General features: G+C 55.5%; 20 protein-coding genes and 1 tRNA gene. 9 read left to right on the plus strand and 12 right to left on the minus strand.

Translation table 11 applies throughout. The annotated features are described in order from the left end of the window. The first annotated feature begins 8 nt into the window (after positions 1 to 8). Entirely contained in the window at positions 9 to 590 is a 582-nt protein-coding gene (locus tag HEQ34_RS01740; RefSeq protein WP_296196512.1) for a cob(I)yrinic acid a,c-diamide adenosyltransferase, read from the plus strand. A gap of 64 nt (positions 591 to 654) precedes the next feature. On the opposite strand, the gene HEQ34_RS01745 is transcribed toward HEQ34_RS01740, so the two are convergent. After that, positions 655 to 1,509 (minus strand): hypothetical protein, encoded by an 855-nt coding sequence (locus HEQ34_RS01745; RefSeq protein ID WP_296196515.1) that lies wholly within the window; start codon positions 1,507 to 1,509, stop codon positions 655 to 657. Positions 1,510 to 1,762: 253 nt separating this feature from the next. On the opposite strand from HEQ34_RS01745, the gene HEQ34_RS01750 reads away from it, so the two are divergent. The 4 genes from HEQ34_RS01750 to HEQ34_RS01765 all read left to right on the plus strand — a co-directional run bounded on the left by HEQ34_RS01750 (position 1,763) and on the right by HEQ34_RS01765 (position 4,362). Further along, positions 1,763 to 2,413 (plus strand): energy transducer TonB, encoded by a 651-nt coding sequence (locus tag HEQ34_RS01750; RefSeq protein ID WP_296196516.1) that lies wholly within the window; start codon positions 1,763 to 1,765, stop codon positions 2,411 to 2,413. Between the two features lie 79 nt (positions 2,414 to 2,492). Then, positions 2,493 to 3,248, plus strand: a complete 756-nt coding sequence (locus HEQ34_RS01755; RefSeq protein WP_296196519.1) for a MotA/TolQ/ExbB proton channel family protein — start codon at positions 2,493 to 2,495, stop codon at positions 3,246 to 3,248. A gap of 94 nt (positions 3,249 to 3,342) precedes the next feature. Next, positions 3,343 to 3,885 (plus strand): biopolymer transporter ExbD, encoded by a 543-nt coding sequence (locus HEQ34_RS01760; protein ID WP_296196521.1) that lies wholly within the window; start codon positions 3,343 to 3,345, stop codon positions 3,883 to 3,885. Between the two features lie 21 nt (positions 3,886 to 3,906). Beyond that, positions 3,907 to 4,362: a biopolymer transporter ExbD gene (locus HEQ34_RS01765; protein WP_296196523.1), complete on the plus strand. Its 456-nt coding sequence runs from the start codon at positions 3,907 to 3,909 to the stop codon at positions 4,360 to 4,362. A 430-nt stretch (positions 4,363 to 4,792) separates the two neighbouring features. Here HEQ34_RS01765 and HEQ34_RS01770 read toward each other — a convergent pair whose 3' ends face one another. The 3 genes from HEQ34_RS01770 to HEQ34_RS01780 form a co-directional block, all read right to left on the minus strand. After that, entirely contained in the window at positions 4,793 to 6,103 is a 1,311-nt protein-coding gene (locus HEQ34_RS01770; RefSeq protein WP_296196526.1) for a M20/M25/M40 family metallo-hydrolase, read from the minus strand. 75 nt (positions 6,104 to 6,178) lie between these two features. After that, a complete protein-coding gene (locus HEQ34_RS01775) occupies positions 6,179 to 7,087 on the minus strand; it encodes a Brp/Blh family beta-carotene 15,15'-dioxygenase (RefSeq protein WP_296196528.1) in 909 nt (302 codons plus the stop codon). Between the two features lie 45 nt (positions 7,088 to 7,132). Continuing rightward, entirely contained in the window at positions 7,133 to 7,888 is a 756-nt protein-coding gene (locus tag HEQ34_RS01780; protein WP_296196531.1) for a bacteriorhodopsin-like, read from the minus strand. Positions 7,889 to 8,073: 185 nt separating this feature from the next. Between HEQ34_RS01780 and HEQ34_RS01785 the strand changes: the two genes are divergently transcribed. After that, positions 8,074 to 8,688 (plus strand): PAS domain-containing protein, encoded by a 615-nt coding sequence (locus HEQ34_RS01785; RefSeq protein WP_296196534.1) that lies wholly within the window; start codon positions 8,074 to 8,076, stop codon positions 8,686 to 8,688. 108 nt (positions 8,689 to 8,796) lie between these two features. Continuing rightward, entirely contained in the window at positions 8,797 to 9,855 is a 1,059-nt protein-coding gene (locus tag HEQ34_RS01790; RefSeq protein ID WP_296196536.1) for a glycine zipper 2TM domain-containing protein, read from the plus strand. Between the two features lie 67 nt (positions 9,856 to 9,922). Here the strand turns inward: HEQ34_RS01790 and glnA are convergent, their stop codons facing one another. The 6 genes from glnA to HEQ34_RS01820 form a co-directional block, all read right to left on the minus strand. Beyond that, on the minus strand, positions 9,923 to 11,335 hold the full coding sequence (glnA, locus tag HEQ34_RS01795) for a type I glutamate--ammonia ligase (protein WP_296196538.1): 1,413 nt from the start codon (positions 11,333 to 11,335) through the stop codon (positions 9,923 to 9,925). Positions 11,336 to 11,381: 46 nt separating this feature from the next. Further along, a complete protein-coding gene (locus tag HEQ34_RS01800; protein WP_125231011.1) occupies positions 11,382 to 11,720 on the minus strand; it encodes a P-II family nitrogen regulator in 339 nt (112 codons plus the stop codon). 173 nt (positions 11,721 to 11,893) lie between these two features. Continuing rightward, positions 11,894 to 14,086: a PQQ-dependent dehydrogenase, methanol/ethanol family gene (locus HEQ34_RS01805; protein ID WP_296196540.1), complete on the minus strand. Its 2,193-nt coding sequence runs from the start codon at positions 14,084 to 14,086 to the stop codon at positions 11,894 to 11,896. A gap of 70 nt (positions 14,087 to 14,156) precedes the next feature. Beyond that, positions 14,157 to 14,822: a DJ-1/PfpI family protein gene (locus tag HEQ34_RS01810; RefSeq protein WP_296196544.1), complete on the minus strand. Its 666-nt coding sequence runs from the start codon at positions 14,820 to 14,822 to the stop codon at positions 14,157 to 14,159. 21 nt (positions 14,823 to 14,843) lie between these two features. Continuing rightward, entirely contained in the window at positions 14,844 to 16,031 is a 1,188-nt protein-coding gene (locus HEQ34_RS01815; RefSeq protein WP_296196547.1) for an acetyl-CoA C-acyltransferase, read from the minus strand. Between the two features lie 82 nt (positions 16,032 to 16,113). Then, positions 16,114 to 17,850, minus strand: coding sequence for a class I adenylate-forming enzyme family protein (locus tag HEQ34_RS01820; protein ID WP_296196550.1), 1,737 nt, complete (start codon positions 17,848 to 17,850; stop codon positions 16,114 to 16,116). Between the two features lie 131 nt (positions 17,851 to 17,981). On the opposite strand from HEQ34_RS01820, the gene HEQ34_RS01825 reads away from it, so the two are divergent. Together HEQ34_RS01825 and HEQ34_RS01830 are read left to right on the plus strand one after the other, a co-directional pair. Then, positions 17,982 to 19,391, plus strand: coding sequence for a coniferyl aldehyde dehydrogenase (locus HEQ34_RS01825; protein ID WP_296196610.1), 1,410 nt, complete (start codon positions 17,982 to 17,984; stop codon positions 19,389 to 19,391). 90 nt (positions 19,392 to 19,481) lie between these two features. Further along, a tRNA-Leu gene (locus HEQ34_RS01830) sits at positions 19,482 to 19,565 on the plus strand. 71 nt (positions 19,566 to 19,636) lie between these two features. Here the strand turns inward: HEQ34_RS01830 and HEQ34_RS01835 are convergent. After that, positions 19,637 to 20,359 (minus strand): SDR family NAD(P)-dependent oxidoreductase, encoded by a 723-nt coding sequence (locus HEQ34_RS01835; RefSeq protein WP_296196553.1) that lies wholly within the window; start codon positions 20,357 to 20,359, stop codon positions 19,637 to 19,639. Between the two features lie 31 nt (positions 20,360 to 20,390). Beyond that, positions 20,391 to 21,365, minus strand: coding sequence for a quinone oxidoreductase (locus tag HEQ34_RS01840; RefSeq protein WP_296196556.1), 975 nt, complete (start codon positions 21,363 to 21,365; stop codon positions 20,391 to 20,393). Positions 21,366 to 21,771 lie beyond the last annotated feature (406 nt).

The raw sequence follows: 21,771 nt of genomic DNA on the forward strand, positions 1-21,771 counted from the left end.
AAGCGGTCATGGTTAAGCTCAACAAAATTTACACGCGGACCGGGGATGACGGCACAACCGGCTTAGTCGATGGCTCACGTGTGTCGAAAACAGCGTCGCGGTTGCACGCCATTGGCGAAGTCGATGAAGCCAATTGCGCGTTGGGCGTTGCGATCCAGTCATTGGCCGCAGATGAAGGCGATACGCCCTTGGTCAATGAATTGCGCCGGATCCAAAACGACCTTTTTGATTTAGGTGCGGATATTGCGACGCCGGGGGAGAGTTTTGAACCTTCTCCTATGGAGCTACGGATAATTGCGTCTCAGGTCGAATGGTTGGAGGCGGCGATAGATAATGCCAATGCGCAACTTCCGCCGCTGACCAGTTTCATCCTGCCAGGCGGCAGCTTGCCAGCCGCACAGATGCATATGGCGCGGGTAACGTCGCGTCGCGCAGAGCGCGCACTTGTCGCCGCATCGCTGGAAGTGGCGATCAACCCGCAAGCGTTGCATTACCTGAACCGTTTGTCGGACTATCTCTTCACTTTGTGCCGTTTAATTAACGCAACGCGCGGCGGCGATATATTGTGGGTGCCAGGCGCATCGCGCTAGGGGCCGCTTCGCGGGAATGCCAAATAAGCGGGTAATGCGGCCCCTTATGCATGTGAGGCATATTCTATCGCTTGCGCCCGCACGGCCCAAGCGATTCAATGACAAATTTATAATCGGCCTGCGCACGGGCGGTATCTGCATTGGATGCGCCTTCAACGCGGTCAGAAGGCAGAGCGCGCGGAAGACCGCATGCGAGGCGATACCATAATAAGGTAAAACGCTGCGGTGCGGTTGCTGATGCGTCAATGACTTCGGCTGTTGAGACGGCCCATATTTTTTGCTGGCCCGGGCGGCTCAATATGGTGAGCGATAGCGGCTGATCATTATCCGTTTTCAAGAAAATCTGCGTTTCGCCTTCCCCCAAAACGGTACCGGCGCTGTGAAAGGCGCTGCTCACGCTGGTAATGCGTCGCGGAGCATCAGCTTGGACAGCCTCCTTGGTGATGGCGCGAACGAGCGCATCGTTCGTTATGCTAAATAAAGCCAACGCATTTGGCCGTGCCAGTTGGACTTCACCGGGTCGACCGGTCACCTGTCGGCCAAACAGATACATGCGCTGTTTTTGAAGTTTGGGAATTCTTCCTTTCGCGTTTTTTGGCACATCGAGCAGGAAGCGGACGCGCGGCGTGATACCGCCCTGGCCGCGAATCAAAGCCATGACGTCGGCCTCAACCAGCACGCGTTCGAGCGAAGCTGGAACACCTGCCGATTGATCAGCAGACAATTTTCGGACATTTCGAACGGTCACATCGACAATAAGAGGCGATATTACCACCAAATCGGCAATATCTGAAAAGCTTGCCTGATCGGCCTCAATTACAAAGGATGGCGGCAGGTCAAGCGGTGCTTGTGCCGATGTTGCCGTGCTGATGCTTAGTAAAATCAAGCACAAACCGGTTTTTGCATGAACGAATCGCATTCATTATCCTTTTCTTTGCCCGTCCGTGGACGCCATTTAGGCCTCTATCATATCGGAGGATATTGCCTACCCATCCATGAATTGCGTCTTAATCGCAGAATCCGGATTGCTAGGCCGGTAAGGGTTGGCTAATGCGTCGGTGAATCGAGCAAAAAAAAATAGATTTCGATATCGCGAGGGTACATGAGGGGCGTGTTCAAGCATGCTCCTTTAGTGTACTGTTTTGTTTTGAAGGTAGGAGAGTTGTTTCCGCATGGCATATGCTGATCAAGATGGGATGAGCACAAACCGTTTGGTTTCTGTCGTCATTGTACTCCTTTTGCACGCGTTCTTGGGTTATGCCTTGGTCACGGGCCTTGCGTATGACGCGGTCACGGTCATCAAGGAAAAAATGACCGTTGTAGACGTGAAGGAAGAAGAGCCACCCGAAGAAGAAGAGCCACCACCCGAGCCCGAAAAGCAGATCGAGCCACCCGTTGTCTCGCCTCCGCCTTTGGTTCAAACGGTTACGCCGCCGCCAACAATTCGTACGGTTGCTACGCCGCCGCCTACTGCACCGATCGTGCCAACGGCTGCGCCACCAGCACTACCTCCGCCGCCACCGGCAGGTCCTTCTTCTGAAGCAAAGCCGCGTGGCAACCCAGGTAACTGGGCCAACACGAACGATTATCCGTCGCGCGCCTTGCAGCAGGAGCGTGAAGGGACCACTGGCTTCCGCGTCACGATTGGCGTTGATGGTCGGGTGATTGAATGCACAGTTACGCAGTCCAGCGGTCATGACGATCTAGATGCGGCAACATGCACCAACGTTAAGCGTCGTGCGCGCTTTGAGCCTGCCGTTCGTAATGGTGAAAAGGTTCAAGGCTCGTATTCGAACCGCGTACGGTGGCAAATACCGAAATAATTTCATGGCCCGGCAAAGGGGGAGCCTTCGCGCCGGGTCTTTTTTGCTAGATAGTTCTATTTTTTGAGAGGTAGTTAAAATGTCGATTTTGTTTCTGACTGCGGCGGGTGCCGCAAACCCAGATGTGGCCGCACAATTCGGTCTTATCCCTGCGCTAAACGAAGGTGGTCCGATTTCATGGTCGATCTTCATCGTCATGGTCATCATGTCGGTTTTCTCATTCTACATCATGTTCACCAAATTGTTTGAACAGCAGAAGGTGATGAACCAGTATAAAGACGTCCGTGCGCAATTCTGGCGCGCTGCAACGCTTGAAGAAGGCGCTGCAAAGCTCGACAAGAACAGCGCATATCGTCAAGTCGTCGACGACGGCATTGCCGCGCAAAAGCAGCATGGCCTTTTGACTGACCCGGTCGAAGCGCATGATTGGTTGCATGGCGCGATGTCTCGTTCGGAAGATTCGATCAACAACAAGCTGTCGAGCGGCCTGCCGTTCCTCGCAACGGTTGGAGCAACCGCTCCATTCGTTGGTCTGCTCGGTACGGTTATCGGCATCTATTCGGCGCTGATCAAAATCGGTATCGCGGGTCAGGCCGACATCGGCAAGATTGCTGGTCCAGTTGGTGAAGCATTGATCATGACCGCAATTGGTCTGTTCGTTGCCGTTCCTGCGGTGCTTGCCTATAACTGGCTTCAGGCCCGTAACAAGACAATCGCACGTAGCTTGGCAACTTTCTCGAATGACGTGCTTGGGTACATCTCTTCGGGTGGCCGCTTGAAGCCAGCTGTGACTGCAGTAGCAGGTAAGCCAGCGCCAGCAGCGGTTAAGAAGTAAGATTGGGTGAGGGCTGCGTTTGCGCGCAGCCCATCCGCCAGCATGAAGCTGGCGCTCGATTTTTGACCCAATTTAGTTAGAAGAGGATTGGCCAATGGCAATCAGTTCAGGAGGCGGCGGCAATGAAACGCCAATGTCTGACATCAACACAACGCCGCTCGTCGACGTCATGCTGGTGCTCCTCATCGTGTTCCTTATTGCAATTCCGGTTGCGATCCAGACAGTGAAGATGGACATTCCGATCATCAAGTTTGAACCAACCAAGGCAAAGCGTGAAAATGTCTTGCTGTCGGTGACCACAACCGATGTCGCCGGACGCGACCCGGGTGATCCGGCGTATGAAGGTGCAAACCCCGGTGGTGAGTGCCGCATTTACTGGAACGTTACCCCGGTTGATTCGACCGAACTGGTGGATCGCGCTGCAAAGCATCTGAAGGCTGAGTTTGAAAAGCTGGGTGGCCCAGAAGCCGCCGCTGCCGGACAAATCTTACCGGAAATGTTGCCTGAGGCGCATATCCGTGGGGACATTAACACGCCCTATCGTTGCATCGGTGGTGCAATTTACACCATGCAAATGGCTGGTTTCGCGCGCGTTGGCTTCATTTCGTCGCCATTCGAAAACGCGAATGTCCAGTAAGCAATTTAAGGAGCAATCATCATGGCAATGAGTGGCGGTAACGATGATGGCCAGCCGATGATGGAAATGAACACGACGCCGTTGATCGACGTCATGCTCGTTCTCCTCATCATGCTGATGATCACCATCCCCCCGGTTTCGCACGCCGTAAATATTGACCTTCCGGTTAATGACCCAAATCAACCACCACCGGAAGTTCCGATCGATCCTGTGATCAACAAGATCATCATTCTGCCGGACAGCACCATCCAATGGAATGGCACACCCGTGACATTGCAGCAGATGGAGCAATATCTGGTTCAGACGCGGTCGAAGACACCTGAGCCGGAGCTTCAGTTCCAGCCAGCCCCAACGGCGCCATATGACACCGTGGACAAGGCATTGGTCTCTGTGAAGCGCAGCGGCATTACGAAGTTCGGATTTGTCGGCAACGAACAATATCGCGTCTTCGGTAAGGCGTCGCGTGAGGGACGTTAGTCTCTAGGACCTCGAACTAATCGACATGGAAAGGGGCGGTGCAGAAATGCGCCGCCTTTTTCTTTGGCTTATGGCCGCGACTCAGGTCGGAACCGCCAAGCGACGGCATGTGTGATCCTCACGAGCAAAGAAACCGGACCCGTCGCTCCAGCGAAGGCTGGAGCCTATCGCGCTTAACTGACAAGCGTGATGGGACCAAGCCTGCGCTAGGACAACGCGGGCTTTGACTGAAAGGTCACACTAAAGTCTCACCTAAATCGACGTGCCATCGTCCTGTTTGGCCGATTACATGCCCTTGCAGCCATTGGGCGGTCGGCGATGTTGCGCACGCAAGCTGACAGGCCAAATCCTACATTGCAAGCGGATTGACCTGCTATGGGCCAAAGCGACGGCGCTTTAACGAATGCATATTGGCGACAATCGGCGGGTTTTATTTCCCGCGCGAAAGGCGTGTCATCAATATGGCTGCCCGCTTCGCTTGACGCTTGATGCTCGCCAGATCGACGGTCTCGCCGGGGGCGTGGTCGCCCTTGCTGTAGACGCCAAGGCCGACAAGGCCATCCAGTTCGTTGGCGACAAAGCTGATATCGCCCGCACCGCGCTTCAACGGGTCAAGCACGGGCTGTTCCGCAAGTCCCAAGTCGCGGTTGACGGCATTAAGACCCGCCAGAAGCGCCTTGTTACCATCTGTCGGTGCCATTGCCGGATAGCTTCCCGGGTCGAAGCTGATCGTCGCTGTCGTTTTGGGGGCAGATGCAGCAACAATATTCAGCATCTTTGTGCGGACACGTGCGCTTTGTTCTTCGGACAAAGTCCGGAAATCGCCGCGCGCAATGGCCAAGCCGGGAATGATATTGGTCTTGCCCTTCGCATTGACGCGGACGCCATCTGTATCAAAGTTCACTTCCTGTCCGGCTGCAACCAAGCCGACGTTAAACGTCAGGTTCTGCTCTGGCAGTTCCGTACGGAACCGGTGCAGGATGCGCGCAAGTTCAAAAGCCGCGCCATCGCCATAAGTGGTGTCGAATATCAGGGAGCTGTGTCCCGTGACGCCGGACACTTCCAATTTCCAACTGTTCGACGAACGCCGCGATATAACGCCCATATCCTTGCCATTTTCAATAGAAAGCCCTTCAAAATCGAGCGCCACATCGGCGGTTTTCCCCGCTGCGATCAACGGCGCACGTGTGATGTCGATCGGGTCGCCGGCATCTTCTTCATCCCCCGTCATATGGATTTCTATGCTGGCGTCCTTCAACGTGCCCGCCGCTTGCATCGCGCGCAAAGCAGACACGATCACGACCATGCCGCCCTTGTCATCGCCTGCACCTGGGCCAATCGCTTGTTCGCCATTGCGGACAAAGGTCTGGAACGGGCTATCTGCTTCAAACACCGTGTCGAGATGGGCAATGAGCAACAGTTTTTTCGTGCCCTTCTTACCCGCCTTGGTCGCGACGAGATGCCCCGAACGACCCGCTTTTGCCATATCGATCCATTCGACCTTGAAGCCCAGCGGCTCCAGCTCGGATCGCATCATGTCGCCGACGGTCTTTACGCCGGGGAAGTTCATGGTGCCCGAATTCTGGTTCACCAGCTTTTCAAGCAGAGTGATGGATCGTTCATATTCCGCGTCGACGGTCGCGACCATTTTGGTTTCGGGTGCAGATAATTTGGCATGCGCCACGGGTGAAAGGGCGACGAGGGCAATGCTGCTGCACAGCATGAAGGCACGGAATTTCATGATACACTCCCGATTAAGACCCGCATGATGTGCCGTGCTTTGCCGATTGAGGCAAGGGCGTTGAACAGGCCGATTTTACGCGGGATTTTTGTCCGACAGAATATGTTCCAAAATGAAATGCGGGACGGTGAGCGTGGATATCAAAATGAAGGCGGTCCGGATGATGCCCATGTCAGCGGGAACATCGCCCTGATACAGGAACATCACTACACCCAGGCCCAATGACAAAGCGAATACCGCGCAAATGATTGCAGCCTTCTTCAATGGCGACAGGTCACCGGTCTCGCGTAACGCGTCGGCCATATGCCGCGGCGAATGGAGCCCGCAAAAGAATATCGCAAATGCCACAAGCGGCGGCAGGAAAAAGGCGGCGACGAGGCAGGCAAGCACCTCCAACGCGCTTTGCTTGTCATCATGGCGGAATGCCCAATAGGCAAAAACGAGACTGCCCAAGGCCGCCGGAACCGACGCCGCGCCAAGCAATGCGGCGATCACTGCGCCATTATTGCTACCGGTCAGCGCTGCGAATATCATGGCGACATCGTCAGGGCTGGCAAGCGCGGGCAATGCTACCAAAGCCCATCCGACCATCATGGCCAGAAACGGGTCAACTCCGCCGCGCCAGTCGCGGCTGAAATGGACGATTGAAATGATGAGAAACGAGATGAGCGCAAGCTCAGGAAGTAATATCCATAAGAACACCATAAAGGCTGCGCAGAACAGATAACCGCCAATGATCCTGATTTTGCCAGTGATGCCTTTCTGCCCGAAATGGGCCGCGGCGATTTCAACGTCGAGCGTTCCGTGCGGGATTCCTGCAACTACGATTGCAACAGCAGCCAGCATATTGACATGCGTGCTGTTCATGCCGCCCCAAAAGCGATCAATGATAACCAGCAGCAATGTAGCCACCGGTAACGCAAACAGGCGCAACATTTTTGGAAATGTTGCGCCTGTAGAATGCGAGTATAAAATTGTAGTCATATTGGAGTGTACGCCACCGAAGCGGCGTACGTCCAGTGTTTAACCTTAGGCCTTATCGCCATATTCGGCTTGCGATTTGCGTACTGCGATCATGTAGATCAAGACGCCAACGCCTGCCTTTGCGATCAAGTCAGCGATTGTGTAGCCGACTTGCACACCCACGGTTACGTCCGAACCGCTCAGGTTGGTGTAAGGGATCATGTATACGATTGGGTAGAAACCCCATGATGCGAAGGTCAGCAAACGTGCCTTCTTCACCAATTCGCGCACATTTTCTGGCTGGCTGTTGATTGATGCACCGAGACCAGCAAACAGTTGCCACATGATGTAGACAAAAGGAATTGCCGACAATGTGCCCCACAATACGCGGGTTGGAATGTCGGTTGCGATTTCACCTGGGTAGCCCAGGATGATCATCAGCGCTGCTGCGCCGCCGAGCTTGATCGACTTCGATACGGTTTCGTCTTGGCTCAAACGCATCACGAGGATGAGCTCGATCAACAACAATGGCACGGTCAGCAACCAATCGACATAACGATAGGCATCGTTAAATGCATAGCCGCTTGCGGCCACTACACCGCCTTCAACGGTATATGCACCTTCCCAGCTTTCGAAAATACGGAAATAATGATATGCGGCAATGGCAGTAACCAAGCCGGAAATGGTCAGCGCGGTCTTGTAGGCTGGGGCCACTTGCGAGCGACCTAACCACAAAAACAGCGTTGCTGCTGCCATAGTAGCAAATGTAAATGAGAATGCATTATAGACCAATGAATATTGGCCAAAAGTTAGATTTTCCACGTTTTTCCCCCCTTTTGGCGACACCCCTAAGGGTGCCGGGAGGTAGGATGTTAACCTATGCATTAGATGTGTCAACCCATCCTTTATACCATGTTTTTCCTATATTGTCGCAAACCGTCGGTCAGCGGAAAAAGGGTAGGTTGGGGTCGCTACGCGCGGAATGGCGAGTTAGGAGGCAGTGCAATTTGTCTGTTCTTGAACATAACAAATCGCGGCTGGACGCCCTGATTTCGAACAGTCCGATAGCATCGGTCGTTAGCGATCCGCGTCAGCGTGATAATCCAATCATTGCCTGCAATGCAGCCTTTATTGCGCTAACGGGATACGCCGAAGATGAAATCATTGGCCGGAACTGCAAATTTTTGGCTGGCCCAGCCGCTGAGCCATGGTTGAGTGAAACAATAAGCAACGCGGTTCAACGTCACACGCCAGTCCTTGTCGAAATCCTAAATTACAAGCGCGATGGAACACCCTTTCGCAATGCGGTGCTCGTTGCGCCGATATTTGACGAAGAGGGCGATCTTGAGTTCTTTCTGGGCTCGCAGGTCGAACTGGAAGCCGGCGCGCCAATGTCGCATGAGAACCGCCGTATCGCCGCGGTATCGGCGGTGAAGGCATTGTCACGGCGGCAACGCGAGGTGCTGGCCGAAATGGCGCTTGGGCATCTCAACAGGCAAATTGCCTTCAGGCTTGGTGTCAGCGAGCAGACTGTCAAAATGCACCGGGCATTATTGATGGAAAGATTGGGGGCTGCCACCTCTGCCGATGCCATTCGCATTGCGGTCGAAGCCGGACTGTAAACAGGTCCTTTTGTCCGCAAGACACATCTCCGAACGGTGACGAAATGGAACATTCGGGCTTGGAACCGATTACGCTTTCACGAAACAATTACGTGAAAAGAGAATCTTATGAAAAGTCCGATATTTTTCGCAGGTATTGCGCTTGCTGTTCTTACGCCTTCTATGGCCTCTGCGCAGGATGATGGTTGTCGGCGCGACGGCAATGGCCGCATCATTGGTACAGTCGTTGGCGCAGGTGCCGGCGGCGTGCTTGGCAATGTGATAGCTGGGCGTGGCGACAAGACCGAAGCCTCCATAATCGGCGCGGTCGTTGGTGCGGTCATTGGCAATCAGGTGTCCAAATCGAACCGTGGCGACTGCCGCACGGCTTACGGCTATTATGACGAACAAGGCCGCTGGCACGCAACGGGCGTTAGCGCAAATGAGGCCCGCGGCTATTATGACCGCAATGGCAGTTGGGTTGAAGGCCAGCCAAACGGATATTATGACAATGGCCGATGGGTCGTGGCGAGCGGCGACCGCGAAAACGCAGGCTATGTCGATCGTGACGGCTATTGGGTTCCGGCATCATCCGTCGGCTATTATGACCGCAACAATCGTTGGGTAGGTGGCACGGCGACGGGCTATTATGACACTAACGGCCGTTGGGTCGCAGGCCCCACACAGGGACGGTACGATGCCCGTGGCCGCTGGATTGTTGGTGACACGGCATATGCGAATGAAAACAACGCCAATTGGAATGCGGTGGAACAGCCAGGATATTATGACACCAACGGCCGATGGGTTGCTGGCCGTGCATATGGCTATTATGACTCGCGGGGACGCTGGGTTTCAACACGTGAGGGTAGTTATCAGAACAATGATAACCGTCCGAACAACCAATATCGCCCGGGCACGGGGCAATATGACCTAAACCAAATGCCGATGGACATTGCGAGCCGGATTAGCTGGATGCGGGAGTATATTCGAAATTCGGTGCAATCACAGCAAATGAGCCGGGCAAGTGCGCAATATGCGCGGCGTGAGCTGACCGCGATTGAGGCGCAGAACCGCCAGTTCAACCGCGACGGTCGATTTACGTCACGCGAAGAGCAGATAATACAGCGACGTCTGGACCGGCTGACAAAACGCTTTCAACAAAGCGAACGTCAAGCGCGCAACAATTAAAGTCAAAAAATAAGGCCCGGCAGTCCCCCAACTGCCGGGCCTTTAGCACTGATCCGATGCGTTAGGATCAGTAGCTATAGTACATGTCGAACTCGACTGGGCTTGGCGTCATTTCCCAACGGGCGACGTCTTCCATCTTGAGTTCGATATAGCTTTCAATCTGGTCCTTGGAGAACACGTCACCCTTTAACAGGAAGTCGTGATCAGCGGCCAGTGAATCGAGTGCTTCGCGGAGTGAGCCGGCAACGGTTGGAACTTGCGCGAGTTCTGCCGGTGGCAGGTCATACAGGTTCTTATCCATGGCTTCGCCCGGGTGGATCTTGTTCTGGATACCGTCGAGCCCCGCCATGAACAGCGCTGCATAGCACAGATACGGGTTCGCCATTGCGTCTGGAAAGCGCACTTCGACGCGCTTTGCCTTGGCACCGGCACCATAAGGAATACGGCATGACGCCGAACGGTTACGCGCGGAATATGCAAGTAACACGGGCGCTTCATAGCCGGGAACCAAACGCTTGTAGCTGTTGGTGGTCGGGTTGGAAAATGCGTTGATTGCCTTGGCATGCTTGATGATGCCGCCAATGAAAAACAGGCACATTTCCGACAGGCCAGCATAGCCGTCGCCCGCGAAGAGCGGTGTCTTGCCTTCCCAGATCGACAAATGGGTGTGCATGCCCGAACCGTTATCTTCCTTGATTGGCTTTGGCATGAACGTTGCGGTCTTGCCATAAGCGTGCGCCACCTGATGCACGACATATTTGTAGATCTGCATACGGTCGGCGGTCTGCGTTAGCGTGCCGAAAGTCAGGCCAAGCTCATGCTGGGCTGCGGCAACTTCATGGTGATGCTTGTCGCACGGCAGACCCATTTCCAACATGGTCGAAACCATCTCGCCACGGATGTCCATAGCGCTGTCGACAGGTGCGACGGGGAAATAACCGCCCTTAGCGCGCGGGCGGTGGCCCATATTGCCGCTTTCATATTTCGTGCCGCTGTTGGTGGGCAGTTCAATATCGTCAATCTTGTAATAAGACGTGTTGTAGCTGTTTTCAAAACGCACATCGTCGAACATGAAGAATTCGGCTTCTGGACCGACATAGATGGTATCGCCAATACCCGTGGTCTTCAAATAGGCTTCGGCGCGCTTGGCGGTCGAACGCGGGTCGCGGCTGTATAGCTCGCCTGTCGATGGCTCAACAATGTCGCAGAAGATGATCATCATTGGCGTTGCCGAGAAGGGATCTACATATACTGCGTCCAGATCAGGCTTTAGGATCATGTCGGATTCGTTGATTGCTTTCCAGCCCTCAATCGACGAGCCGTCGAACATCAGGCCGTCTTCCAACTCATCTTCGCCAATGACGCCCGCGCACATCGTCAGATGCTGCCATTTGCCCTTGGGATCAGTGAAGCGCACATCGACCCACTCGATTTCCTCATCCTTGATGCGCTTGATGATGTCTTTGGCTGAAGTGCCCATAATGCGTTCCTTCTTTCGCTTGTCTTTCTTAAGTGATTTGGATTTTTTAGACGGCATCATTATCGCGTTCGCCGGTGCGGATGCGCAGCGCTGTCTCAACGGGAATAACGAAAATTTTGCCATCGCCAATACGGCCGGTTTGCGCGGCGGCGGCGATCGCTTCAACAACGCGGTCGGCAAGGCCGTCTTCCACTACAACCTCAAGCTTCACCTTAGGCAGGAAGTCGACGACATATTCGGCGCCGCGATATAATTCGGTATGGCCCTTTTGACGGCCAAAGCCCTTGGCTTCGGTCACGGTGATGCCAGATACGCCAACTTCGTGCAGCGCCTCTTTCACTTCGTCCAGCTTGAACGGCTTGATGATCGCTTCGATCTTTTTCATGGCATTTCCTTGTATGGCGCGTGAGGATTTGGCTCCGCGCGCACGGATGATGGCTAATGCTTATCAAGTATCGTGCCAGATCGGGTGGCGCACAAACGGCGGATTTTTGCGCGATTATGGCCATGGCATCTGCCTAAATTTTAGGCAGATGCCAGATTCATGGGCAGCAGATTTTACTTGGCCGCCCTTTTTGCGCCTCCGCTCAAGGCCGCGTCATTCGCCTTGGCATAATGTGCGCGGCTGACCACATAAGCGCGCATTTGCTCTGCCTCTTTTGGGCTGAGCACGCTGCTAAAGCTGACCATGCCGTTGCTTTTCAAGATGCCGTCGATGACAACCGATTTCCACGTTGCAGCATCGGCAATCGTGCCGGATTTGCGTAAGTCAGGCAGCACGCCGTTGCCAACCGCGCCGGGGCCGTGGCAGACGAGGCAATAGCGTTGATAGTTTGATCCGCCCGCTGCGATATCGGCTGGCGTCCCGAACTGCTTGGTCGGATTCCACACATAAGGCGGGGTTTTCGGTAAGGCGGGCAAGGCGACTTTGCCGCCCAATTTAAGCACGATCAAGCGCGGCAAGTTTGGCACCGATGCGCTGGTCGCCCCAGCATAGCCCGACACCAAGGGAAAAGCACCGCCCTTGCTCGTGAGGAACGCCACATATTGTTCGCCATCCACGGTGTAGGTCGACGCGCCAGACAGCACCCCTGACTGTACATTGATGTTTAGCAATTGCTTGCCCGTATCCGCCGCATAAGCCCGGAATTCGCCCATCGCCGTGCCTTGGAACACCAGATTGCCGGCGGTGGTCATCGTTCCGCCATTCCATGATGCGGGATGGTCAACGGTCCATTTGGCCTTGCCGGTTTTGGGGTCAAACGCCACCAATTTGCCAGTCGTGGCGGCCTTCACCGCTTTGACGAAATTGGTATCATCGGGCAAATCCGCCGTCGCCATCGCGCCGCCAGTATTAAAACCAAGCTTCTTACGCTCCATCTCATTGGGTGCAATTGGCGGCAGATACGCGCCGCCGATATATAAAGCAGGAATATAGACAAGGCCGGTGGCGGGATTAAAGCTCATCGGGTGCCAATTATGCGCGCCAAGCGCGGAGGGGTTCGCCATATACAGCTTGCCAGTTTTTTCATAGCGCGCGTCTGGGTTTTCTATCGGACGCCCGGTTTTCAGGTCGTACCCGGTCGCCCATGTAATGCCGTCAATGAACGGGTTGGCGGACAGCAATTTGCCGTTCAATCGGTCGATCGTGAAGAAAAATCCGTTTTTGGGTGCGTGGTAGAGAACTTTGCGTTCTTTGCCGCCCCGCGTTTCGGTGGCCAAGATGATCGGCTGCGTCGCGGTATAGTCCCAGCTTTCGGCAGGTGTTTCCTGATAATGCCAGACATATTCGCCGGTATCGGGTTTCAGCGCGACGATGGAGGACAGGAACAGATTGTCGCCTTCACCATTGGAACGAATACCGTGGTTCCACGGGTTGCCATTGCCGACGCCGAGATAAAGCTGATCCAGTTCGGCATCATAGACAATCGCGTCCCACACGGTCCCGCCGCCACCGCTTTCCCGCCAGTCACCCTTTTTCGGCTTGGCGCTCCACGTTTTCGTTGCTGCGGTTTTCAGGATTTCGTCGCTGGCGGCGTTGTCCGGTTCGCCCTTAGGATTAGGCGTGGTGTAGAATCGCCATGCCTGCTTTCCGGTCGCTGCATCATAGGCGGTGACATAACCACGTGCGCCAAATTCAGCGCCGCCAAAGCCAATGACGACCTTGTCCTTCACCACGCGCGGGACGCCCGTGATGGTACCGTTCGATTCCAGATCAAGCGTTTGCGCGCTCCAATTCTGCTTTCCAGTGCTAGCATCAAGCGAGATCAGGCGGCCGTCGATGGTGCCGACGAAAACGCTGCCTTTCCAGAAAGCGACGCCGCGATTGACAACGTCGCAGCAGGCTTTGACGCCGCGCGCTTTGTCGACTTCGGGGTCGAAGCTCCATAATGGCTTGCCCGTTTTGGCATCATAGGCGAAAACCTTGGACCAAGCGGTGGAGATAAACATTTTGCCATCGACCACCACCGGCGTTGCTTCTTGGCCGCGCGCATCGGGTAAGTCGGCAAACCACGCGATCCCTAAATCTTGCACATTGCTGTCGTTAATCAGCTGCAACGGGCTGTGGCGTTGTTCATCATAATTGAAGCCGGTCATCGCCCAATTGGACCCATCACCACCGGTTTTCAAATAATCACCGTCAATCGCGGCAAAGGCTGGAACGTCCGGGTCCACCGCAGATTTTCCGCAGGAACCCAGAATCAATGCCGCGCTTAGTAATGCAGCTGCGGCCAAAAGCTTATGTGTCATATTCTCTCTCCCCGAAAGGAGAGGCTATGCCGATGCCGCGCGCACGTCCAGTGTGAATGTAATCGGCGGATTAAATTATCTGCTGAATGGCAGTTTTCATTTCGGACGCGGCCTTGTCGTAAACGCGCGCCCGCAGGATACCGACGGTCTCTTCTGAGGAACTTGCGAGCGAACCCCCGCCGAAGGGCGGTGCGGGGTCATATTCGAGCGCCAATTGGATTGTCCTTGCGACATCCTCGCCAGAGATTGCCGCAATCAGGTCAAGCGCAAAATCAATGCCTGAGGTGACGCCACCGGCCGTGATCAGATTGCCATCACGCACGACGCGCGCTGGCTTATGCGTTGCGCCGAGCAGGGGAAGCAATTGCGTATAGGCCCAATGGCACGTTGCCTTTTTGCCTTGAAGCATCCCTGCCGCGCCGAGGATGAACGCGCCAGTACACACGCTGGTTATATAATCGGCGCCCTTGGCCTGTTGGCGAACGAAATCGACAATCACTGGGTCTGTTATCGCATCGCGCACGCCGTGGCCGCCGGGTACGCATAATATGTTCGCTTGCGGGCAATCGGCAAAGCCGGAGCGCGGCAGGATTGAAAAACCGCAGTCGGTCGTCACGGCTTGTCCGTCTTTGCTGACAACATGCACTTGCGCGCCGGGCAGCCGCGACAAAAACTGCACTGGCCCGGTAAAATCGAGCTGCGTAACATTGTCGAATAGGACGAAAACGATGTTCATATTGCCGCACGTTATAGCCGTTTAGATCAGCTCAATCGCAAGCGCCGTCGCTTCACCGCCACCAATGCACAAGGACGCAACGCCGCGTGTCTTGCCATAATGTTGCAGCGCCGCGACAAGGGTTGTGATGATCCGCGCGCCCGACGCGCCAATGGGGTGGCCAAGCGCGGTCGCGCCGCCATGCACGTTAATCTTGTCATGCGCGATGCCAAGATCGTGCATTGCAAACATGGCGACACAGGCAAAGGCCTCGTTCACTTCAAACAGGTCCACATCAGCGATGGTCCAACCCGCCTTTTCCAGGCATTTGTTGATCGCGCCGACTGGCGCAGTGGTGAACGCCGATGGTTCCTGTGCATGGGCGGCATGGGCCACGATACGTGCGATGGGTGTTTGTCCGTTGGCATCGGCGACCGACTGACGCGTCAGGACAAGCGCCGCCGCACCATCGGAGATGGATGAGCTGGTTGCCGCCGTAATCGTGCCGTCCTTGGCAAAGGCCGCTTTCAACGTCGGGATTTTATCGGGCATGCCCTTGCCGGGTTGTTCGTCCGTGTCGACAATGACATCGCCCTTGCGCGTGGCAACGGTCACGGCGACGATTTCCTGCTTGAACGCGCCATCGGCAATCGCTTTTTGTGCGCGGCGTAGCGATTCAATCGCATACGCATCCTGCGCCTCGCGGGTCAGTTGATACGCATTGGCGGTGTCTTGCGCGAATGTGCCCATCGCGCGGCCAGCCTCATAGGCGTCTTCAAGGCCATCGAGGAACATATGGTCATAGGCCGTGTCATGCCCGATGCGCGCGCCGCTGCGGTGCTTTTTCAACAAATAGGGCGCGTTGGTCATGCTTTCCATGCCGCCTGCGATGACATAATCGACCGACCCTGCGGCGAGAGCCTCGCTGCCCATGATGACAGTCTGCATGCCTGAACCACATACCTTGTTCACCGTCGTTGCCTGCACCGATTTGGGCAAGCCAGCCTTGATCGCCGCCTGACGGGCAGGGGCTTGGCCCAAGCCTGCGGGTAGGACGCAACCCATGTAGATACGCTCAATATCTGCGCCATCGACCCCTGCGCGTTCCACCGCTGCCTTCACCGCCGTCGCGCCAAGGTCGGTTGCCGAAACGTCGGCCAATGCCCCCTGCATCGCGCCCATTGGCGTGCGGGCATAAGACAGGATTACAACGGGATCGGCTTGGCGCATGGGAGATTCCTTTGGTTTCGATTTGACGCCTTATAGGCCGCCGGGCCATCAAAAACAAATGTGAATCACCCCTATTGCCGCTTTAGAACAGGGCCTTCAAATCGCGTTTCAGGATTTTGCCATTGGCGTTGCGCGGCAACGTATCCTGCGTGAAGATGATCTTTACCGGCACCTTGAACTTCGCCAGACGTTCGCTGACATATTCACGAAGCTCATCCTCAGTGGCCGTCATGCCGGGTGCCAAATGCACGACGGCTGCGGGTTCTTCGCCCAGGGTCTGGTGCGGTATGCCCACCAATGCAGCATCGGTAACGGCAGGATGTTCGTAGAGGATGTTTTCGACTTCGGACGAATAGATATTCTCGCCGCCGCGAATGATCATGTCCTTGGCGCGGTCAACGATGAAGCAGAAACCTTCGTCATCTACGCGCGCTAGGTCGCCTGTTCGTACCCAGCCATCGACAAAGGTTTCGGCGGTGGCGTCGGGGCGGTTCCAATATCCTTTAACGATTTGCGGGCCGCGTGCCCATAATTCGCCAACCGCACCAACGGGCAATTCCGTCATGCCGTCCTCGGACATGATTTTCAGGTCGGATACAGCAACCGCCGGGCCGCAGCTATCGGGGCGGTTAAGATAATCTTCGGCTACATGAGAAGTTACGGTCGCCATGGTTTCGGTCATGCCCCAGCCATTGCCGGGGAACGCGCCGAAGATTTCGTAAATCTTGCTCACCAATTCCGGCGCAGATGGCGCGCCGCCATAGCTGATCGCGTCGATGGAGCTGAGATCATATTTTTCGCGGTCGGGATGCTCGATTAACTGCCATGCGATGAAGGGCACGCCGCCCGTGGCATTGATCTTCTCACGCTCGATAATCTCGAACGCCTTCACGGTATCCCATTTGTGCAACAATATGATTTTGTGGCCCGCCTGAATGGTGGGGATCATCGATGCAGAACAGGCGGTGACGTGGAACATCGGGATCACAAGCAAGGAAGCGCGAATGCTTGGCTCAGGCAAAGCATCGCCACGACGCAATATGGTCGCCGCGCCGGAATAAGCGCTGGAAAGGCCATTGGTGAGCAAATTGCGGTGGGACCCCAGCGCCCCTTTGGGTTTGCCGGTTGTGCCGCTGGTGTAGAAAATCGTGACGGCATCATCCGGCGCGATTGCAACATCGGGCAGCGCTAGGTCGGGCAAATCAGAATAGCCTTTTGGTCCGCCAATCACATTTTCGAGCGGAATAGCAGGCTCTGCCATCGCGGCCCCACCGCCACGCGCAACCATCACATGCTTTAGCGCGGGCATTTCGGATGTGTGTGGCGCAATGCGGTCCCAGCGTTCAGCATCGCAGATCAAAACCGCAGCGCCCGAATCGGCCATGCCAAAGGACAGTTCTTCGCCCGTCCACCATGCGTTCAACGGAACGACAATCGCGCCAGTCACGGCGGCGGCGAAAAAGGCAACAGGCCATTCGGGCAGGTTGCGCATGGCAAGGCCTACGCGGTCACCCTTTTTAACGCCGCATTCTTGTAAAGCCTGCGCCAATGACGCGACGGCGCGGTGCCACGCGTCATATGTGACGCGCTCATCTTCATACACCACAAATTCGCGGTCACCGAATGATGCCTTGGCATGTCCGGCAAGCACGGCCAGATTGGGCACAGCATTTTTCCAGACGCGCGTTGGCACGCCTTCAATCACGGCAGTTTCCATTTCAAATGGCATACCCGGTGCGCACAAGGCGGCCTTTACCTGATCACGGGTCATCACGGGCCAACCCGCAGGTGGCGTCCATTTTTTGCCTGCCTCGATCATATTCTCTCCCTTCAAATCGCCACGCTTTTCGCATGTTCGTAATGTCGATACGCCAAAATGGTTTCAATGTGCAACGCTTCGCGCTAGCAATTCGTCAACTGATTAAAGGGAGAGAGAAATTGACCGCAAATATGCAGACTGTGCTCGAAAAACAGCGCGCCGCGTTTACCGTCGCCATGCCGGAACCGATGTCGGTGCGCCGCGACCGTATTGACCGCGCGATTGCGCTGCTGATCGACCATGCCGAAGATTTTGCAAAGGCCGTTTCGGCGGATTTTGGCCATCGCAGCCGCGAACAGACGCTGTTGACCGATATCATGCCTTCGGTCAGCGCGATGAAGCACGCCAAGAAGCATTTTGAAAGCTGGGCCAAGGGCGAGAAGCGTAAGCCCACCTTTCCGTTGGGGCTGATCGGTGCCAAGGCCGAGGTTGTGTTCCAGCCTAAGGGTGTGGTCGGCGTCGTTGCGCCGTGGAACTTCCCTGTTGGCATGGTGATGGTGCCCATGGCGGGTATTCTCGCCGCCGGTAACCGCGCCATGATCAAGCCATCCGAATTTACAGAGCGGGTATCGGCCTTGTTTGAAGAACTTGTGCCCAAATATTTCGCTGAAGAGGAAATGGCGGTTTTCACCGGCGACGCTGAAGTCGGCATGGCCTTTTCGAAACTGGCCTTTGACCATATGATCTTCACGGGCGCGACGAGCGTTGGCAAACATATCATGCGCGCTGCCGCCGACAATCTGGTGCCGGTCACGTTGGAACTTGGCGGCAAGTCGCCGACCATCATTGGCCGCAGCGCGGATAAGAAAAAAGCGGGCGAGCGGATCGCGTTGGGCAAGATGATGAACGCAGGCCAAATCTGCCTCGCGCCCGATTATCTGTTGGTGCCAAGCGATCAGGAGCATGATGTGATTGAGGCTGTGAAGGCTGGCGTCACGGCGCAATATCCAAAATTGCTGCACAATGACGATTATACGTCGGTCGTGAATGGCCGTAATTATGAACGGCTGCAGGGCTATCTCGACGATGCGCGGGAAAAGGGTGCGGAGCTTATCGAGATTAACCCAGCCAATGAGGAATTTGCCACATCGAACGGCAACAAAATGCCGCTGACCATCGTGCGCAATGTCACCGACGATATGAAGGTGATGCAGGAGGAAATCTTTGGCCCAATCCTTCCCGTGATGACCTATTCCTCCATGAATGAAGCCATTGATTATGTGAACGCGCATGACCGGCCACTGGGGCTTTATTATTTCGGATCGGACAAGGCCGAGGAAGAACGCGTGCTGACGCGGACCATTTCGGGGGGCGTTACCATCAACGATGTGGTCTTCCACAATGCGATGGAAGACCTGCCCTTTGGTGGAGTCGGGCCATCGGGCATGGGCAATTATCACGGTGCCGACGGGTTCAAGACGTTCAGCCATATGCGCGCGGTCTATCGTCAGACGGGCATCGATGTTGCCGGCATGGGCGGGTTCAAGGCCCCTTATGGCAAGGCAACGCTCAAGACATTGGCAAAAGAGCTGAAGAAATAAGGGAACTGAAGAGATAAGGATGCACTTGCATCATGGAGGAGGCTCGGTTAGAGGGTCCTCCGCTTCATCGGGTTCGCTCGGTAAAGATGTGCCCCAGTGGTGGAATGGTAGACGCGCTGGATTCAAAATCCTGTTCCGAAAGGAGTGCCCGTTCGAGTCGGGCCTGGGGCACCATTTATTCTCCTAACATTGCAGATTGCGGGTTTCCCAAATGGGAAACCAACTTCGTGGGTTCCGATTGATCCTTAGAATTTGATCATGATCCGCCGCACAAGCGCAGGCGATATGGAATAAATCATCCGCAGAATCTTAACCATGCCGACATTGGCCTCTTGGGCATTGGTCGCAATGGCATCAACGATTTCCGCCGCACATTGTTTGGCCGACATTTTATTGCCGTTGATCCGGCCACGCGTCATCGCGGTATCTACCACCGGCGGCAGTGCCTCAATCACATGGACGTTAGTGTCGCGCAAATTGTGCCGCAGCGATTGGGTGAAACTGCGCAAGCCCGCCTTGGTGGCGCAATAAACAGGACCGCCCGCGCGTGGTGCAATCGCAAGGCCCGAGGTGACATTGAGGATCACCGCCTCTTGCCGCTGCAACAGGCCCGGCAGGAAATGGCCGATCAGATGCAAAGGCGCGTTAAGGTTCAGGAAAATGGCCTGATCGGTCAGCGCAAGGTCAAGTGGCTCATCGGGGCCGAAATTCCCGCTCATCCCGGCATTGTTGATCAGCATATCGATGGGCCGATCCGCCAAAGCAGCGGCAAGGGTCGCGCAGCCAGCGGCGGTGGAAATATCCGCTTGAATGGCCTCAAAACCCTCCGTGCGCGCCGATGCCAGCGCATCTGCGCGACGGCCGCATACAATTACGCTTGCGCCTTTTGCCGTCAACTGGCGCGCGATTTCCAAGCCAATGCCGTCGGTCCCGCCCGTCACCAACGCGGTCTTATTTGTGATTTTCATTATGCGCCCTCTTTTGCTTAAACTGAGTTGTTTACGGAATGAGCACCGATGAACCAATGGTTTGCCGCGCCTCCAGATCGCGATGCGCTTGCGCGGCATCTTCAAGGGCATAACGTTGACCAATCGTCATCTCAATGATGCCTCGCGCGAACATGTCGAACACATATTCCGCACCCGCCGTCCGCTCGGCTGCGTTGTGGTAATAATCAAACAAAGTCGGTCGCGAGACATAAAGCGAGCCCTTTTGCGCGAGCAATGCGAGATTAACGCCCGAAACAGGGCCGCTCGCATTGCCATAGCTGATGACCAGGCCGCGCCGCGCGGTTGCGTTGATTGAAGTCTCCCAAGTCTCCTGCCCGACACCGTCGAAGGACACTTCAACGCCTTTGCCGCCGGTCAATTCGCGGACCTGCTGGGCCACATCTTCCCTGCCATATAAAATGACATGGTCGGCGCCTGCTGCCCGCGCCAATGCGGCTTTGTCTTCCGTGCTGACGGTGCCAATGACGCGCGCGCCGACATGCTTCAGCCATTGGACGAGCAACAAACCGACCCCGCCAGCGGCAGCGTGGACCAAAACGTCCCATACGGGTTGCACCTTGGCACAGCGTTCAACAAGGAATTCGGCGGTGCAGCCTTTCAGTAAACCCGCCGCCGCCACTTCGTCACTGATGCCGTCGGGGACAAGAAACAGACCATGCGCCGGGATATTTCGCGCCGTGCAATACGCGCCAATATTCGGACCAAAGGTCGCGACTCGGTCGCCCACACGCCAGTCGGCGACACCTTGCCCAACGGCTTCAATTACGCCAGCGGCCTCCATGCCCAAGCCGCTGGGTAGGGCCATCGGATAAAGTCCGCTACGATGATAGGTGTCGATAAAGTTGAGGCCGACTGCGAGGTTGCGCATCCGGACTTCGCCTGGGCCAGGTTCGGCAAGTTGAACGTCCGTCCATGCAATAACCTCGGGTCCGCCGGTGCTTTGAATTTGTGCGGCTCTTTCCATCGGCCCAAATCTCCTGATTGTCGCCGCATGGCATAACAGACGCGACAAGTGCCCGCCAACTTATGCGAAAGAAAATGGTTAAAAAACCTTTAATGGCCGTCACAAATTGGGACAGCGGGCAATTATGTCGGATTTCGCGGCATTTTAGGATGGCCAATATCGCTAACAAAACGTTAACGTTCCGTGATGATGAAAAGACTACGGGTCATTTACAATGAATCCCTGCGCCATTTGTTGCGCCACTTAACGTCGCCAAACTTAAGCGGGTTAGTTCAAGGCGTGTCGCCACCAAAGCCTTGGTGGCGCAAGGAAGACACGCATGTGTTCATACTAGGCCACAGACTCATTATGTCTCAACCAGATCCGGATTGATGCGAGTTGGACAGAGGCGAGATAATTATCGTCT

This window comes from Sphingorhabdus sp., assembly GCF_023910635.1.
Lineage (GTDB): Bacteria > Pseudomonadota > Alphaproteobacteria > Sphingomonadales > Sphingomonadaceae > Sphingorhabdus_B.